Source organism: Streptomyces sp. AF1A (assembly GCF_047340315.1).
GTDB lineage: Bacteria > Actinomycetota > Actinomycetes > Streptomycetales > Streptomycetaceae > Streptomyces.
In genome coordinates this window covers 1-15,256 of sequence record NZ_JBLEBI010000166.1, presented here as the reverse complement: position 1 = coordinate 15,256, position 15,256 = coordinate 1, and the positions used below count along the sequence as shown (strand labels likewise).

13 protein-coding genes are annotated in these 15,256 nt (G+C 72.8%); 4 read left to right on the top strand and 9 right to left on the bottom strand.

The window, feature by feature from the left end; genetic code table 11:
- Positions 1–155 precede the first annotated feature (155 nt).
- Positions 156–1,679, top strand: a complete 1,524-nt coding sequence (locus ACLU3S_RS29950; RefSeq protein WP_413955104.1) for an amino acid permease — start codon at positions 156–158, stop codon at positions 1,677–1,679.
- A 167-nt stretch (positions 1,680–1,846) separates the two neighbouring features.
- Here the strand turns inward: ACLU3S_RS29950 and ACLU3S_RS29945 are convergent, their stop codons facing one another.
- Together ACLU3S_RS29945 and ACLU3S_RS29940 are read right to left on the bottom strand one after the other, a co-directional pair.
- Entirely contained in the window at positions 1,847–2,254 is a 408-nt protein-coding gene (locus ACLU3S_RS29945; protein WP_413955103.1) for an NTP pyrophosphohydrolase, read from the bottom strand.
- A gap of 22 nt (positions 2,255–2,276) precedes the next feature.
- The gene (locus ACLU3S_RS29940) at positions 2,277–3,134 is read right to left on the bottom strand and encodes a hypothetical protein (protein WP_413955102.1); all 858 of its coding nucleotides are present in this window, start codon (positions 3,132–3,134) and stop codon (positions 2,277–2,279) included.
- A 168-nt stretch (positions 3,135–3,302) separates the two neighbouring features.
- Between ACLU3S_RS29940 and ACLU3S_RS29935 the strand changes: the two genes are divergently transcribed.
- Positions 3,303–4,319 (top strand): hypothetical protein, encoded by a 1,017-nt coding sequence (locus ACLU3S_RS29935; protein ID WP_413955101.1) that lies wholly within the window; start codon positions 3,303–3,305, stop codon positions 4,317–4,319.
- A 51-nt stretch (positions 4,320–4,370) separates the two neighbouring features.
- On the opposite strand, the gene ACLU3S_RS29930 is transcribed toward ACLU3S_RS29935, so the two are convergent.
- From ACLU3S_RS29930 to ACLU3S_RS29910, 5 genes are all read right to left on the bottom strand, one after another.
- A complete protein-coding gene (locus ACLU3S_RS29930; protein WP_413955100.1) occupies positions 4,371–6,500 on the bottom strand; it encodes a 3-hydroxyacyl-CoA dehydrogenase NAD-binding domain-containing protein in 2,130 nt (709 codons plus the stop codon).
- On the bottom strand, positions 6,497–7,714 hold the full coding sequence (locus tag ACLU3S_RS29925; RefSeq protein WP_413955099.1) for a thiolase family protein: 1,218 nt from the start codon (positions 7,712–7,714) through the stop codon (positions 6,497–6,499). Before ACLU3S_RS29925 ends, ACLU3S_RS29930 begins: the two co-directional genes overlap by 4 nt.
- 503 nt (positions 7,715–8,217) lie before the next feature.
- Entirely contained in the window at positions 8,218–9,507 is a 1,290-nt protein-coding gene (locus ACLU3S_RS29920) for a ribonuclease D (protein WP_413955098.1), read from the bottom strand.
- A 199-nt stretch (positions 9,508–9,706) separates the two neighbouring features.
- The gene (locus tag ACLU3S_RS29915) at positions 9,707–10,366 is read right to left on the bottom strand and encodes a LuxR C-terminal-related transcriptional regulator (RefSeq protein ID WP_413955097.1); all 660 of its coding nucleotides are present in this window, start codon (positions 10,364–10,366) and stop codon (positions 9,707–9,709) included.
- A gap of 283 nt (positions 10,367–10,649) precedes the next feature.
- A complete protein-coding gene (locus ACLU3S_RS29910) occupies positions 10,650–11,327 on the bottom strand; it encodes a DUF3000 domain-containing protein (protein ID WP_413955096.1) in 678 nt (225 codons plus the stop codon).
- 109 nt (positions 11,328–11,436) lie between these two features.
- On the opposite strand from ACLU3S_RS29910, the gene hemE reads away from it, so the two are divergent.
- Positions 11,437–12,504: a uroporphyrinogen decarboxylase gene (gene hemE / locus ACLU3S_RS29905; RefSeq protein ID WP_413955095.1), complete on the top strand. Its 1,068-nt coding sequence runs from the start codon at positions 11,437–11,439 to the stop codon at positions 12,502–12,504.
- 1 nt (position 12,505) lies between these two features.
- On the opposite strand, the gene ACLU3S_RS29900 is transcribed toward hemE, so the two are convergent.
- Positions 12,506–13,330 carry a rhomboid family intramembrane serine protease gene (locus ACLU3S_RS29900; protein ID WP_413955094.1) on the bottom strand — a complete coding sequence of 275 codons (825 nt, stop codon included), beginning with the start codon at positions 13,328–13,330 and terminating at the stop codon, positions 12,506–12,508.
- Positions 13,331–13,422: 92 nt separating this feature from the next.
- On the opposite strand from ACLU3S_RS29900, the gene ACLU3S_RS29895 reads away from it, so the two are divergent.
- Positions 13,423–13,710, top strand: a complete 288-nt coding sequence (locus ACLU3S_RS29895; protein ID WP_413955093.1) for a hypothetical protein — start codon at positions 13,423–13,425, stop codon at positions 13,708–13,710.
- On the opposite strand, the gene ACLU3S_RS29890 is transcribed toward ACLU3S_RS29895, so the two are convergent.
- Positions 13,707–15,110 (bottom strand): FAD-dependent oxidoreductase, encoded by a 1,404-nt coding sequence (locus ACLU3S_RS29890; RefSeq protein ID WP_413955092.1) that lies wholly within the window; start codon positions 15,108–15,110, stop codon positions 13,707–13,709. The two genes, ACLU3S_RS29895 and ACLU3S_RS29890, sit on opposite strands and share 4 nt — an antisense overlap.
- Positions 15,111–15,256 lie beyond the last annotated feature (146 nt).

Genomic DNA, 15,256 nt, shown 5'->3' with positions numbered 1-15,256 from the left:
ACCGGGCACGTGCCTCACACGGGCCGGTTCCGCCACTCGTCAGGTGGCGGAACCGGCCCGCCTGCGTGAACCTGCCAGTGCCGGGGCATACGCATCCCGACCCTCTCGATCATGTTGAGCCATATCGAGGTCTCACAAGCGTGGGAGGCAGGAACGTGAGCAGCTCGCTCTTCAGGACGAAGAACGTCGAGCAGTCGATCCGGGACACCGAGGAACCGGAGCATTCGCTCAAGAAGTCGCTCTCCGCGCTCGATCTGACCGTCTTCGGCGTCGGTGTCATCATCGGCACCGGCATCTTCGTCCTCACCGGGCAGGTCGCCAAGAACAACGCCGGGCCGGCGGTGTCCCTGGCCTTCGTGGTGGCCGGCGTGGTCTGCGCCCTCGCCGCCCTCTGCTACGCCGAGTTCGCGTCCACGGTCCCCGTGGCGGGCTCGGCGTACACGTTCAGCTACGCCTCCCTGGGCGAGCTGCCCGCCTGGATCATCGGCTGGGACCTGGTCCTGGAGTTCGCCCTCGGCACGGCCGTGGTGGCGGTCGGCTGGTCCGGCTACATCCGCTCGCTGCTGGACAACGCCGGCTGGCACCTGCCGGGCTACTTGTCGAGCCGGGACACCGCGACCGGCTTCGGCTTCGACATCCTCGCCGCCGCGCTGGTGCTGGTGCTCACCTGCATCCTCGTGCTCGGCATGAAGCTGTCGGCCCGGATCACCTCGCTGGTGGTGGCCATCAAGGTGGCCGTCGTCCTCATCGTGATCGTCGCCGGCGCCTTCTTCGTCCACGGCGGCAACTACAGCCCCTTCATCCCGAAGTCCCATCCGGTGCCCGCGGGCGCCAGCCTCAAGGCCCCGCTCATCCAGCTGATGTTCGGCTGGGCGCCCGCCGACTTCGGTGTGATGGGCATCTTCACCGCCGCCTCGGTGGTGTTCTTCGCGTTCATCGGCTTCGACATCGTCGCGACCGCCGCCGAGGAGACCCGCAACCCGCAGCGCGACATGCCCCGGGGCATCCTCGGCTCGCTGCTCATCTGCACCCTGCTGTACGTCTCCGTGTCCATCGTCGTCACCGGCATGGAGAAGTACACCCGGCTGTCGGTGGAGGCGCCGCTCGCGGATGCCTTCAAGGCCGTCGGGCACCCCTGGTTCGCGGGTGTGATCAGCTTCGGCGCCGCCGTCGGCCTGACCACCGTGTGCCTGATCCTGCTGCTCGGCCAGACCCGGGTGTTCTTCGCGATGAGCCGCGACGGGCTGCTGCCGCGGTTCTTCTCCCGGGTGCACCCGCGGTTCAAGACGCCGCACCGGCCGACCATCCTGCTCGGCGTGGTCATCGCCATCGTCGCCGGCTTCACCAGCCTGAGCGAGCTGGCCGAACTGGTGAACATCGGCACCCTGTTCGCCTTCGTGGTCGTCGCGCTCAGCGTGATCATCCTGCGCCGGACCCGCCCCGACCTGCCCCGCGCCTTCCGCACCCCGTGGGTGCCGTTCGTGCCCGTCGTGTCGGTGTGCGCCACGTTCTGGCTGATGCTCAACCTGCCCGCCGAGACCTGGCTGCGGTTCGCCATCTGGATGGCCATCGGCCTCGTCGTCTACTTCCTCTACGGCCGCTCGCACAGCCGGCTCGCCCAACGCGTGCGGACCCCGGCCGGCGACGCCCCCCACCCGCCCGCGGGCAACACCCGGTAGCCACCGGCCCCTGACCCTGCATCACCTCTGCCCCGGCCCCGCGTCGGCGGCCGCCGACGCTCACCCTCCAGGGATGCCACAGGCGTTCGGCGCCCCAGGAGAGGGCCCCGCGCGGGGCATCGGCGGTCGCCGGCCCTCAGGGGCTGCCGACAGGCGTTCGGTGGTTCTCAGGAGAGCACGGTGCGGGGGCCGGTGACTTCCGCGCCCAGTGCGGTGACGCGGCGGCGCAGTTCGCGGTCGGCGGTGACGACCATGCAGCGCCGGTCCGTGGCGGCCGCGGTGAGTTCCACGATGCGGTCGTCGCCGCTGCGGACCGCGTCCTCCACGCGTACGCCGGGAATCGAGGGCACCCCTCGGGCGGCCCCCTCCACGACCAGCACCAGCTCCAGCGGCCCGGGCAGGCCGGCCGTACCCGAGTGCGCGTACGGCGCCAGCCGGTCGCGCAGCCGCTCGGCGGCCCCGCGCCGGTCGCGCCACCACCCGTCGGGCACGGACCCGACCACGTTCGCGCCGTCGACGATGAGCAGGGGCAGGTCCGTGCCCCCGGGGTCCGGGGTCGGTGCAGCGTCCGTCATACCTTCCATGGTCCCCCCTGGCTCACGGTGCCGCTGCGGCTTGCGCCCATGCGCGGGTGACCTCGCCGATCGCCGCGACCGCACGCCCGGCGGCGCGTCCGCCGGCGCGGACGGCGGGGGAGAGTTCGAGGTGCAGGAACGGCACGTGAGCGGCGTCGGCCAGGCGGCCCTGCACGTTCTGCCGGCCCTCCAGCGGGCAGGACCGCGCCCACGCCCGGCACACCGCGAGGCCGCGCGCGTCCAGGGCGTCCGCCAGCCTGTGGCCGTCCCGGCGGCCGCAGGCCCCGGCGCCGGTGGACGCGACGGCGTCGTAGCCGGGCGCGGAGGAGGCGGCGAAGCCGTGGATCTGGAGGCCGGGCATCCCGCGGCGGGCCAGTTCGGCGCAGACGGCGCTGAAGACGGTGTCCGCGCGGTGCGCCACGTCCGCGGCGTTCCCGGGCCCGGCGTCGCGATGTGCTCCCGCGAGGACCAGGACCCCGCCGGGGCAGCCGCGCAGCACCTGCACCCCCAGCCGCTCCGTGCTCCGGTCGGAGGCGGGATGCGGAACCTGCACCGACCAGCCGGGGCGGTGGTCCGCATCGAGGTACACCCGGCCCCAGCCGCGCGGCGCCCCGGTCCCGTCGGTGCGGTCGGCCACCTCGGCGTAGCGGCGTCCGGACACGGCGTCGACGACGGTGCGCAGGCCGAAGTCCCGTCCCGCGAGCCGCCGTTCGGCCTCCCGGCGGTGTCCGTCGAGCAGCAGCCCGACCGCCTCGGCGACGGCCTCGCGGTCGGCGCGGCCCGGCCGCCGGTAGCCGTGGCCGGCGCCGAACCCGCTCGTGTACTCCGCCACCGTGCGCGCCAGGTCGAGCCGCTCGGTGGGCGGGCGGATGACACCCATGGCCGTATCACGGTATCCCGGTGGCCCCGTTGACACAGACGCCCATCCCGGTGCGCCCACGCCCGAGCGGCCGTGCCCGGTACCGGCCGTTGCGGGGCCCGCGGCGGCGGTGGGCGGTCCCGGGAGGGTGCGGGCCGGGGCCCGTCGGGCCCGGCTTACAGTGAAGCCGTGAACGGCGACTGGCTCCTTCGCGGCCGAGACGGCCGCCTCAGTGTCTACCAGGTGTCCGGCGAGGCCGTCCTGTGCCGGGCCGAGCGCGGGCCCGGCGGCCCCTGGTCCGCCCCGCGGAAGGTCGGCGGCGAACAGCGGCTGCACCCCGTCCTGGCCGTCGGCCAGGGCACCGACGGCTACGCCCACCTGGTGTCGTGGCGGCCCACCGCGAAGGGCGAGTCGGGTCTGGTGCACTCCACCCACTTCCGCCCGCACCTCGCCGCCCTGGACTGGCACCCGATCGGCCACCCGCACAAGAAGGGCGACCGGACCGGCACGCCCGCCGTCGCGGTCGACGCGCAGGGCCGCGCCCATGTCTTCGTCCCCGACGCCGAGGGCGGGGTGAGCCTGCTCGCGCAGAAGACGAAGGGCGGCTGGGAGCCCTGGCGCCACCTCAAGGGGAGCGAGGTGCGGGACGATCTGACGGCGGTGACGGGGGAGTCCGGCCTGGTCGAGCTGTACGCGGCCGTGCCCGGGGGCATCCTGCACTGGCGCCAGCAGGAGCCGGGCGCCGAACCCGTTCTCCAGGAGACCCTGCAGGCCCCGGTCCGGCCGGGCACGCTGTACGCCCTCGCGACCTCCGCCGACCGCACGACCGTCTTCTACACCGACACGGGCGGCGACCTCTGCGCCTGGCGCCCCGGCAGCGAACCGGCCGTGCTGCTGCCCGCGGCGGGCCACGGCCCGGTCTCCGCGGTCCGCTGCGAACTCGACGGCCACGACTGCACCCTGCTCGCCCAGCGCTCGTCGAGCGGCCGGGTCGCCTTCGCCGCGTATCCGACCGAGCTGGAGTCGGCGGGGGCCTGGTGGACGGAGTCGGGCCCGCGGCTGCCGTTGGACGCGCGCGTGTCCCTGGCGGCCGACGAGGACGGCCGGGTCGTCGCGGCAACGTTGTCGCCGTCCACCGGCCAACTGCTGCTGACCCGGCGCAAGGACGAGCCGGGCCTGGCGCTGGAGGCATGGCAGCCGGTCTGAGCACGCGAAGGGGCCCCCGCCGCCGCGGAGGCCCCTTCTGCCGTCACGGTGTTACGCCGGCACGCTCGCCACGCCCGGCGCCAGGAACCTCTTGCCGTTCACGCGCTCCGAGACGCCCTCGCGGTCCAGGTACGGCGTGATGCCGCCCAGGTGGAAGGGCCAGCCGGCGCCCGTGATCAGGCACAGGTCGATGTCCTGGGCCTCGGCGACGACGCCCTCCTCGAGCATGAGCCCGATCTCCTGCGCCACCGCGTCGAGCACCCGCGCCCGCACCTGCTCCTCCGTCAGGACGACGTCGCCCTGCTTGAGCAGCGCGGCGACCTCCGGGTCCAGCTCCGGCTTGCCGCTGTCGTAGACGTAGAAGCCGCGCTTGCCCGCCTCGACGACCGCCTTGAGGTTCGGGGAGACCTTGAAGCGGTCCGGGAACGCGCCGTGCAGCGTCTCGGAGACGTGCAGGCCGATCGCCGGGCCGACCAGCTCCAGCAGGACCAGCGGGGACATCGGCAGGCCCAGCGGCTCGATCGCCTTCTCGGCGACCGGGACCGGGGTGCCCTCGTCGATGACGTTCTGGATCTCACCCATGAAGCGGGTCAGGATGCGGTTCACGACGAACGCCGGGGCGTCCTTGACCAGCACCGCGGTCTTCTTCAGCTTCTTGGCGACCGAGAAGGCGGTGGCCAGGGAGGCGTCGTCGGTCTTCTCGCCGCGGACGATCTCCAGCAGCGGCAGCACCGCCACCGGGTTGAAGAAGTGGAAGCCGACGACCCGCTCCGGGTGCCGCAGCTTCGACGCCATCTCCGACACCGACAGGGAGGAGGTGTTGGTGGCGAGGATCGCGTGCGCCGGGGCGACCGCCTCGACCTCCGCGAACACCTTCTGCTTGACGCCCATCTCCTCGAACACCGCTTCGATGATGAAGTCGGCGTCCGCGAAGCCCTCGGCCTTGTCCAGGACACCCGTCACCAGCGCCTTCAGGCGGTTGGCCTTGTCCTGGTCGATCCGGCCCTTGCCGAGCAGCTTGTCGATCTCGGCGTGGACGTAGCCCACACCCTTGTCGACGCGCTCCTGGTCGATGTCGGTCAGCACGACCGGCACCTCCAGGCGGCGCAGGAAGAGCAGGGCCAGCTGCGAGGCCATCAGACCGGCGCCGACGACGCCGACCTTGGTGACCGGGCGGGCCAGGTTCTTGTCCGGGGCGCCGGCCGGGCGCTTGCCGCGCTTCTGCACCAGGTTGAAGGCGTAGATGCCGGCGCGCAGTTCGCCGCCCATGATCAGGTCGGCGAGGGCCTGGTCCTCGGCGTCGTAGCCCTGCTGCAGGTCGCCGTTCTTGGCGGCGGCGATGATGTCCAGGGCGCGGTAGGCGGCCGGGGCCGCGCCGTGCACCTTGCCGTCGGCGATGAAGCGGCCCTTGGCCACGGCCTGGTCCCAGGCCTCGCCGCGGTCGATCACCGGGCGGTCCACGACGATCTCGCCCTTGAGGACGGACGCCGTCCAGATCAGCGACTGCTCCAGGAAGTCGGCGCCCTCGAACAGGGCGTCGGCGATGCCCAGTTCGTAGACCTGCTCGCCCTTGAGCTGCTTGTTCTGGTTGAGGCTGTTCTCGATGACGACCGAGACGGCCTTGTCGGCGCCGATCAGGTTCGGCAGCAGCGTGCAGCCGCCCCAGCCGGGGACCAGGCCGAGGAAGACCTCGGGCAGCGAGAACGCGGGGATCGCCTTGGAGACGGTGCGGTAGCTGCAGTGCAGGCCGACCTCGACGCCGCCGCCCATGGCCGCGCCGTTGTAGTAGGCGAAGGTGGGCACGGCCAGCTTGGACAGCCGCTTGAAGACCTCGTGGCCGCCCTTGCCGATGGCGAGCGCGTGCTCGCGCTCCTTCAGCAGTTCGACGCCCTTGAGGTCGGCGCCGACCGCGAAGATGAAGGGCTTGCCGGTGATGCCGACACCGACGATCTCGCCGTCGGCCGCCTCCTTCTCGACCTGGTCGATGGCGGTGTTCAGGTTCGCCAGCGAGGCAGGTCCGAAGGTGGTCGGTTTGGTGTGGTCCAGGCCGTTGTCCAGCGTGATCAGCGCGAAGCGGCCCGCGCCCGCCGGCAGGTCGAAGTGGCGGACGTGCGCACGGGTGACGACCTCGTCGGGGAACAGCTCGGAAGCCTGCTGCAAAAGCTCGGCGGTGGTGCTCACTTGTCCCCCTCGAAGTGCGGGTTCTCCCAGATGACCGTCGCGCCCATGCCGAAGCCGACGCACATGGTGGTCAGGCCGTAGCGGACGTGCGGCTGCTCCTCGAACTGGCGGGCCAGCTGCGTCATCAGGCGGACGCCGGAGGAGGCCAGCGGGTGACCGAAGGCGATGGCACCGCCGTACTGGTTGACGCGCTCGTCGTCGTCGGCGATGCCGTAGTGGTCGAGGAAGGCCAGGACCTGGACGGCGAAGGCCTCGTTGATCTCGAACAGGCCGATGTCGGAGATGGACAGGCCCGCCTTGGCGAGGGCCTTCTCCGTGGCCGGGATCGGGCCGTAGCCCATGACCTCCGGCTCGACGCCCGCGAAGGCGTACGCCACCAGGCGCATCCTGACCGGCAGGCCGTGCTCGCGGGCGAAGTCCTCGCTCGCGATGATCGAGGCGGTCGCGCCGTCGTTCAGGCCGGCCGCGTTGCCGGCGGTGACCCGGCCGTGCACGCGGAACGGCGTCTTGAGGTTCGCCAGGCTCTCCAGGGTGGTGCCCGGACGCATCGGCTCGTCGGCGGTGACCAGGCCCCAGCCGGTCTCGCCGGCCTCCGGGTTGGTGCGGCGCACCGAGATCGGCACCAGGTCCTGCTGGATCTTGCCGTTGGCGTACGCCTTGGCGGCCTTCTCCTGCGAGCGCACCGCGTACTCGTCGGCGCGCAGCTTGGTGATCTGCGGGTAGCGGTCGTGCAGGTTCTCCGCCGTCATGCCCATGAACAGGGCGGACTCGTCGACCAGCTTCTCGGAGACGAACCGCGGGTTCGGGTCCACGCCCTCGCCCATGGGGTGGCGGCCCATGTGCTCGACACCACCGGCGATGACGGCGTCGTACGCGCCGAACGCGATCGAACCGGCGGTGGTCGTCACGGCGGTCAGGGCGCCGGCGCACATGCGGTCGATCGAGTAGCCGGGCACCGACGTCGGCAGCCCGGCGAGGATGCCGGCGGTACGGCCGAGCGTGAGGCCCTGGTCGCCGATCTGGGTGGTGGCGGCGATGGCGACCTCGTCGATCTTCTTCGGGTCGAGACCGGGGTTGCGGCGCAGCAGCTCCCGGATCGCCTTCACGACGAGGTCGTCGGCGCGGGTCTCGTGGTAGATGCCCTTCGGGCCCGCCTTGCCGAACGGGGTGCGGACGCCGTCGACGAAGACGACGTCCCTGACGGTACGAGGCACGATGGCTCTCCTCCAGATGCGGGATGGCACTGCTGCGCTGAGCGCGCGCTCAGTGCCCATGCTACTTATGAGTAACGTAGCTGCACAGTCCTGCCGCCTGGAGCGGTGAACGTCACACCAATGGTCCTGCCCTGCCGGCCCCGCGGTCATCTTGGCGGGATCTCGCCGCACGCCGGCCGTGGTCTCAGGGCCCGGCGGCGGGCCCGTGGGGCCGTCCTCGTGCTCCTCGCGACGCCGGGTCCGCACGCGCGCCGCCCAGGCCTCGGGCCGCGCGCACGTCCGGTAACGAGGGCCTGGCGCCGGCCGCGTCCGGTAATGAGGGCCCTGGGGCCGGCTGCGTCCAGTACAAGGACCTGGCGTCGGCCACGTCCAGTACAAGGACCTGGCGCCGGCCACGTCCAGTCCGAGGGCCTGGCGGCGGCCCCGCGGGAGCGGACCGCGCGCCTGACGCCGCGCGGTCGCCCCTCGGGCGAGGGCGCGCCTCGCCCGAGCCCGAGACGGCCCTACGCGTCCTGTGCCGCCAGCGCCGTCACCAGCACGGGTGTCACCTGCTCCACCTGCCACGCCCGCGCCCCGTAGCCCGTGAGCGCGGCCGCCACGGACGCGGCGTCCACGGTGGCCGGCGGCTGCCAGCACAGGCGCCGGACGGTGTCCGGCGAGATCAGGTTCTCCTGCGGCATGTTGAGCTGCTCGGCGAGCGCCGACACGCCGGCCCGCGCGGCCGACAGCCGGGCGGCGGCGACGGGGTCCTTGTCGGCCCACGCCCGGGGCGGCGGCGGACCGGTCACCGGCTGGCCCGGCTGCGGCAGCGCGGCGTCCGGCAAGGCCTTGGCCCGGTCCACGGCCGCCTGCCACTGTTCCAGCTGCCGCCGTCCGACGCGGTGGCCGAACCCGTTCAGCGCCGCCAGCGCGTGCACGTTGCCGGGCAAGGAGAGCGCGGCCTCCACGATGGCCGCGTCCGGGAGAACCTTGCCCGGCGACACGTCCCGCCGCTGGGCGATGCGGTCTCTCATCTGCCACAGCTCCCGTACGACGGCCAGCTGCCGGCGCCGCCGCACCTTGTGCATTCCGGACGTCCGGCGCCACGGGTCCTTGCGGGGCTCGGCCGGCGGTGCGCTCGCGATCGCCTCGAACTCCTGCAGGGCCCACTCCAGCTTGCCCTGCCGGTCCAGCTCCTTCTCCAGGGCGTCCCGCAGGTCCACGAGCAGCTCGACGTCCAGGGCGGCGTAGCGCAGCCAGGGCTCGGGCAGCGGGCGGGTGGACCAGTCGACGGCGGAGTGGCCCTTCTCCAGGACGAAGCCGAGGACGACCTCCACCATGGCGCCGAGGCCCACCCGGGGGAACCCGGCGAGCCGGCCGGCCAGCTCGGTGTCGAACAGGCGGGTGGGGACCATGCCTATCTCGCGCAGGCAGGGCAGGTCCTGGGTGGCCGCGTGCAGCACCCACTCGACACCGGACAGCGCCTCGCCCAGGCCGGACAGGTCGGGACAGGCGACGGGGTCGATCAGCGCGGTGCCGGCGCCCTCGCGGCGCAGCTGCACCAGGTAGGCGCGCTGGCCGTAGCGGTAGCCGGAGGCCCGCTCGGCGTCCACGGCGACCGGGCCGGAGCCAGCGGCGAAGGCGGCGATCACCTTGGCGAGGGCCGCCTCGTCGGTGATCACGGGCGGAATGCCCTCGCGGGGTTCGAGCAACGGAGTCGGCGCCCCCAGCACAGAAGATCCGGCGTCGTCGGGAGGCGTGCCTCCGTTGGTGCGCAGGGAGCTGTCTGCTGCGGTGTCTTGGGCGTCGGTCACCTGTCAAGGGTATCCGTGTGTGGACGGCGCCCGTCGCCGGAACGTTCCGTCGACGGGCGCCGGAGGGTCGTAAACCAGTCAGCTCGGTGAAACCGCCGGTTCACAGGGGTGAACCGATTGCTCCTCGGGGAGTGCCTCGGACAGGTCGCTCCGGGGTCTTCGTATGCCGGTGCGGTCTTCGTATCAGGTGCGGTAAGGGTCAGTGGATGATTCCGGTGCGCAGGGCCACGGCCACCATGCCGGCCCGGTCGCCGGTGCCCAGCTTGCGGGCGATGCGGGCGAGGTGGCTCTTGACGGTCAGGGCGGACAGTCCCATCGAGACGCCGATGGCCTTGTTCGACTGGCCCTCGGCGACCAGTCGCAGCACCTCGACCTCGCGTCCGGACAGCTCGCGGTAGCCCCCCGGGTGGCTCGGGGCACCCGGGGGGCGGCGGTGCATACGGGCACCGGCGCCGAGGGGAGCGGCGCCGGGCCGGCTGGGGAGTCCGATGTTGGTCCGGGTGCCGGTGACGACGTAGCCCTTGACGCCGCCGGCGAGGGCGTTGCGGACCGCGCCGATGTCGTCGGCGGCGGAGAGGGCGAGCCCGTTGGGCCAGCCGGCGGCACGGGTCTCGGACAGCAGGGTCAGGCCGGAACCGTCGGGCAGGTGGACGTCGGCGACGCAGATGTCGCGGGGGTTGCCGATGCGGGGACGAGCCTCCGCGATGGACGAGGCCTCGATGACATCGCGTACGCCCAGCGCCCACAGATGGCGGGTGACGGTGGAACGGACGCGCGGGTCGGCCACGACCACCATGGCGGTCGGCTTGTTCGGGCGGTAGGCGACCAGGCTTGCGGGCTGCTCGAGGAGAACGGACACCAGGCCTCCTGGGGGTGGGGGGACGGGGCCGGCTTTGGGGATGAAGCCGGGACGAACCGTGCTTTCAAGGTCACAGTCGTCTTCGGCAGCAAACTCGTCCGCCTTTAGAGAATGATCACGATCTAGTGAGTAACAATCTGCGCAATTCGGACACGCGATCGATCATCCGAAGATCGAATCGGCTCACGAGGATGCGATTCGAGTGCGCAAAGTGGCCGTATCGACAAAGAGATGGTCAACGGGGCGCCCAGGAGGGCCGGTCCGCCGGAGCCCGGCGCTCACGTCACCGGGACTGCGGGCCCCTGCGCTGCGGCAGCGTCACCACCGAGGCGTCGCCCGGGCCGGCCGGCGGCAACCCCGCGACCTGGGCCAGCAGATCGCACCAGGAGGCCAGGTGGGCGGCCGTGTCCGGCACCCCGCCGAGCCCCTCGCGGGGCGTCCAGGAGGCCCGGATCTCGATCTGCGAGGCGGGCGGCCGCCCCGACAGCCCGCCGAAGTAGTGCGAGCTCGCGCGGGTGATCGTGCCGCTCGGCTCGCCGTAGCCGAGCCCGCGCGACTGCAGCGCCCCGGTCAGCCACGACCAGCACACCTCGGGCAGCAGGGGATCGGCGGCCATCTCCGGCTCCAGCTCCGCGCGCACCAGCGTCACCAGCCGGAACGTGCCCCGCCAGGCGTCGTGCCCGGCCGGGTCGTGCAGCAGCACCAGCCGGCCGTCGGCCAGCTCCTGCTCGCCGTCGACCACGACCGCCTCGAGGGCGTACGTGTGCGGGGCGAGCCGCTGCGGCGCGGGGGTCGGCTCGACCTCGACCTGCGGTCGCAGCCGGCTGGTGCGCAGGGCTTCGACCGCGGCCCGGAACGCCGGCGGACCCGCGTTACCGGAGTGCCGGTCCCCCTCGTCGGTGTCCTTCACATCGTCCATTCCACCAGCGCTGTCCGACATTCGTCCGTGAGCCGCAGCCATGCGGGGAAGAGTAAGGGGAAGCGGGGCTTTGTGCAGGCAAGACACCCCGCGCCGTTCCCCGCCGCCGCCTGCGGGCCGCCGGTCCCGACGGACATGCGAGACTTGCCCCGTGACCGCGAACGACACCCTCCCGGGCAAGCAGCCGACCGCCACGTACGACAGCGCGTTCCTCCGGGCGTGCAGGCGCGAACCCGTGCCGCACACCCCCGTGTGGTTCATGCGCCAGGCCGGCCGCTCCCTGCCCGAGTACCGCAAGGTGCGCGAGGGCGTCCCGATGCTCGAGTCCTGCACGCGGCCCGAACTGGTCACCGAGATCACGCTGCAGCCGGTGCGCCGGCACCACGTGGACGCGGCGATCTACTACAGCGACATCGTCGTCCCGCTCAAGGCCATCGGCGTCGACCTCGACATCAAGCCCGGCGTCGGCCCGGTCGTCGCGCAGCCGATCCGCACCCGTGCCGACCTCGCACAGCTGCGTGAGCTCACCCCCGAGGACGTCTCCTACGTCAGCGAGGCGATCGGCCTGCTCATCCGCGAGCTGGGCAGCACCCCGCTGATCGGTTTCGCGGGCGCGCCGTTCACCCTCGCGAGCTACCTGGTCGAGGGCGGCCCCTCGCGCACGTACGAGAACGCCAAGGCGATGATGTACGGCGACCCCGAGCTGTGGGCCGACCTGCTCGACCGGCTCGCCGGCATCACGGCCGCCTTCCTGAAGGTCCAGATCGAGGCCGGCGCCTCCGCCGTCCAGCTCTTCGACTCCTGGGCCGGCGCGCTCTCCCCGGCCGACTACCGGCGCTCGGTCCTGCCCGCCTCGGCGAAGGTCTTCGACGCGGTCGCGGGCTACGGCGTCCCGCGCATCCACTTCGGCGTCGGCACCGGTGAGCTGCTGGGGCTGATGGGCGAGGCCGGCGCGGACGTCGTCGGCGTCGACTGGCGCGTCCCGCTGGACGAGGCCCGGCGCCGCGTCGGGCCCGGCAAGGCGCTCCAGGGCAACCTCGACCCGACCGTGCTGTTCACCGGCAAGGACACCGTCGAGGCCAAGGCCCGCGAGGTGCTCGACGCCGCGGCCGGCCTGGAGGGGCACGTCTTCAACCTCGGTCACGGCGTCATGCCGAACACCGACCCGGACGCGCTGACCCGGCTCGCGGAGTACGTGCACACCGCCACCGCACGCTGACTCACCACGTGTAGCGGGGCCGGGCTCGCCTGCCGAAGAGCAGCCCCGGTGGCTCCGGCGGGGGAGTCGTGCCGGGCTTGAGCGGCCAGGCGAGCAGCATGCCGGCCAGGAATCCGACCACGTGCGCCGCGTACGCCACCGTGCCCGCGCCCGAGACGCCGTGCCCGGAGGAGTACACCGCCTGGAGCGCGAACCAGAAGCCCAGCACCAGCCAGGCGGGCAGCCGCAGCGGCAGGAAGACCAGGAACGGCACGAGGACCCAGACCCTCGCCCTCGGCCACAGCACGATGTAGGCGCCGAGGACGCCGGCGATCGCCCCCGACGCGCCGATCAGCGGGTCGCCCGAGCCGGCGTTGAGCAGGGCGAAGCCGTAGCCGGCGGCATAGCCGCAGACGACGTAGAAGAGGAAGAAGCGGATGTGCCCCATCCGGTCCTCGACGTTGTTGCCGAAGATCAGCAGGAACAGCATGTTGCCCAGCAGGTGCAGCCAGCTGCCGTGCAGGAACATCGCGGTGAACACCGACAGCGGTGGCGACTTGGCGTAGCCGGGCGGGGCCACGACACAGCCCGGGCCGTGCGGGCCGAGCCCCACGTCGCCGGTCGGGACCAGCCGCGGCATCTGATGGTGGATCAGCTCCCGCGGGACGGCCGCGTAGCGGTCCATGAAGGCCTGCAGATGGCACAGCTGCGCCAGGTCGCTGCCGCCCGCCACGGAGCCGGCTATGCCGGGCGTGGAGAGGAACACGACGAGGTTGGCGGCGATGAGCGCGTACGTCACCCACGGAGTGCGACGCACCGGGTTCACGTCATGGACGGGGATCACCACACAGAAGTACTGCCCGCGACGGGCCGCGCGAATCGGTGAACACCGCCGGGCGGGCGTGCGTATCTGTTCTCAACCGACGTGAGGATCAGGCGATGACGAACGCTCCGCAGGTTCCGGCGATGCAGGCTCTGCCCGATGGCGAGGCCGAGTTGGCTCTCGTGCTACGGCTCCCCTGGGAGGATGTCGCGCGGCTCGGCCAGGAGGCCGGCCGGCTCGCCTCGCAGATGCAGCGGCCCGTCACCCTGGACGAGGCGGTGAGCCACCGGCTGCGCTCGACGCGGCCGACGGCGTCCCACGCGAAGCCCGCCGGGGAACAGCCCGCGGCCGTGACGTCCGGGTCCGCGGTGACCTCGCTGCCGCGGATCAGCGGGACGGCCTAGGCGCCCTGGGCGGCCCGCACCTTCGCCACCGCCTTCCGCGCCGCGACCAGCACCGGGTCCCACACCGGTGAGAACGGCGGGGCGTAGCCCAGGTCCAGGGCGGTCATCTGCTCCACCGTCAGCCGCGCGGTCAGCGCGACCGCGGCGACGTCGACCCGCTTCCCCGCACCCTCCCGCCCGACGATCTGCACACCCAGCAGCCGCCCCGTGCGGCGTTCGGCGAGCATCTTCACCGTCATGGGGGAGGCACCGGGGTAGTAGCCGGCGCGGCTCGTCGACTCGACGGTGACCGTCTCGTACCGCAGGCCCACCCGGTCGGCGTCCTTCTCGCGCAGCCCGGTGCGGGCGATCTCCAGATCGCAGACCTTGCTGACGGCCGTGCCGACCACGCCCGGGAAGGTGGCGTAGCCGCCGCCGGCGTTGGTGCCGATGACCTGGCCGTGCTTGTTGGCGTGGGTGCCGAGCGGAACGTACTGCTCCTGGCCGGAGACCAGGTTCAGCACCTCCACGCAGTCGCCGCCCGCCCAGATGTTCCCATGGCCGCGCACCCGCATCGCGAGGTCGGTGAGCAGACCGCCGCGGGCGCCCAGCGGGAGGCCGGCCGCGCGGGCGAGGGCGGTCTCCGGACGGACGCCGATGCCGAGGACCACCACGTCCGCGGGGTACTCGGCGTCCTCCGTGGCCACCGCGCGCACCCGGCCGTCTTCGCCGGTGAGGACCTTGGTGACCTCGGCGCCGTTCACCATGGCGATGCCGAGTCCCTCCATGGCCCGGTGCACCAGGCGGCCCATGTCGGGGTCGAGCGTCGACATCGGCTCCCTGCCGCGGTTGACGACCGTCACCTCGAACCCGCGGTGGATCAGCGCCTCGGCCATCTCCACACCGATGTAGCCGGCCCCGACCACCACGGCCCTGCGGCCCCGCGCGCGGGAGAGCGTGTCCAGCAGCGCCTGCCCGTCGTCCAGGGTCTGCACGCCGTGCACGCCGGGCGCGTCCACGCCGGGCATGTCCGGGCGGACCGGGCGGGCGCCGGTGGCGATCACGAGCTTGTCGTACGACGTCCACGACTCGGCGCCGGAGTCGACGTCACGCGCGCGCACCCGCTGTCCGGCCACGTCGATCTCCGTGACCTCGGTGCGCAGCCGCAGGTCGATGCCCCGTGCGCGGTGCTCCTCGGGGGTGCGGGCGATCAGCTCGTCCCGTTCGGGTACGTCGCCGCCCACCCAGTAGGGGACGCCGCAGGCCGAGAAGGACGTGAAGTGGCCGCGCTCGAACGCCACGATCTCCAGCTCCTCGGGCCCCTTCAGCCGGCGGGCCTGTGACGCCGCGGACATGCCCGCGGCGTCACCGCCGATCACGACCAGCCGTTCCGTGCCGCCCCGCCCACCGCGCATCTCCATGTGCACACGCTAGAGCCCCCGCGCCTCCCAGTCCCGCCTGGGCTCGCGCGGTGGCGCCCGCGGCCGGTCCCGGCCGGGCCTGTCTTGGGTCGACCCGGCCGGGCCTGCCCGGTGAGCCTTCGGTCAGTCGTGCTCGGGTTCGGCAG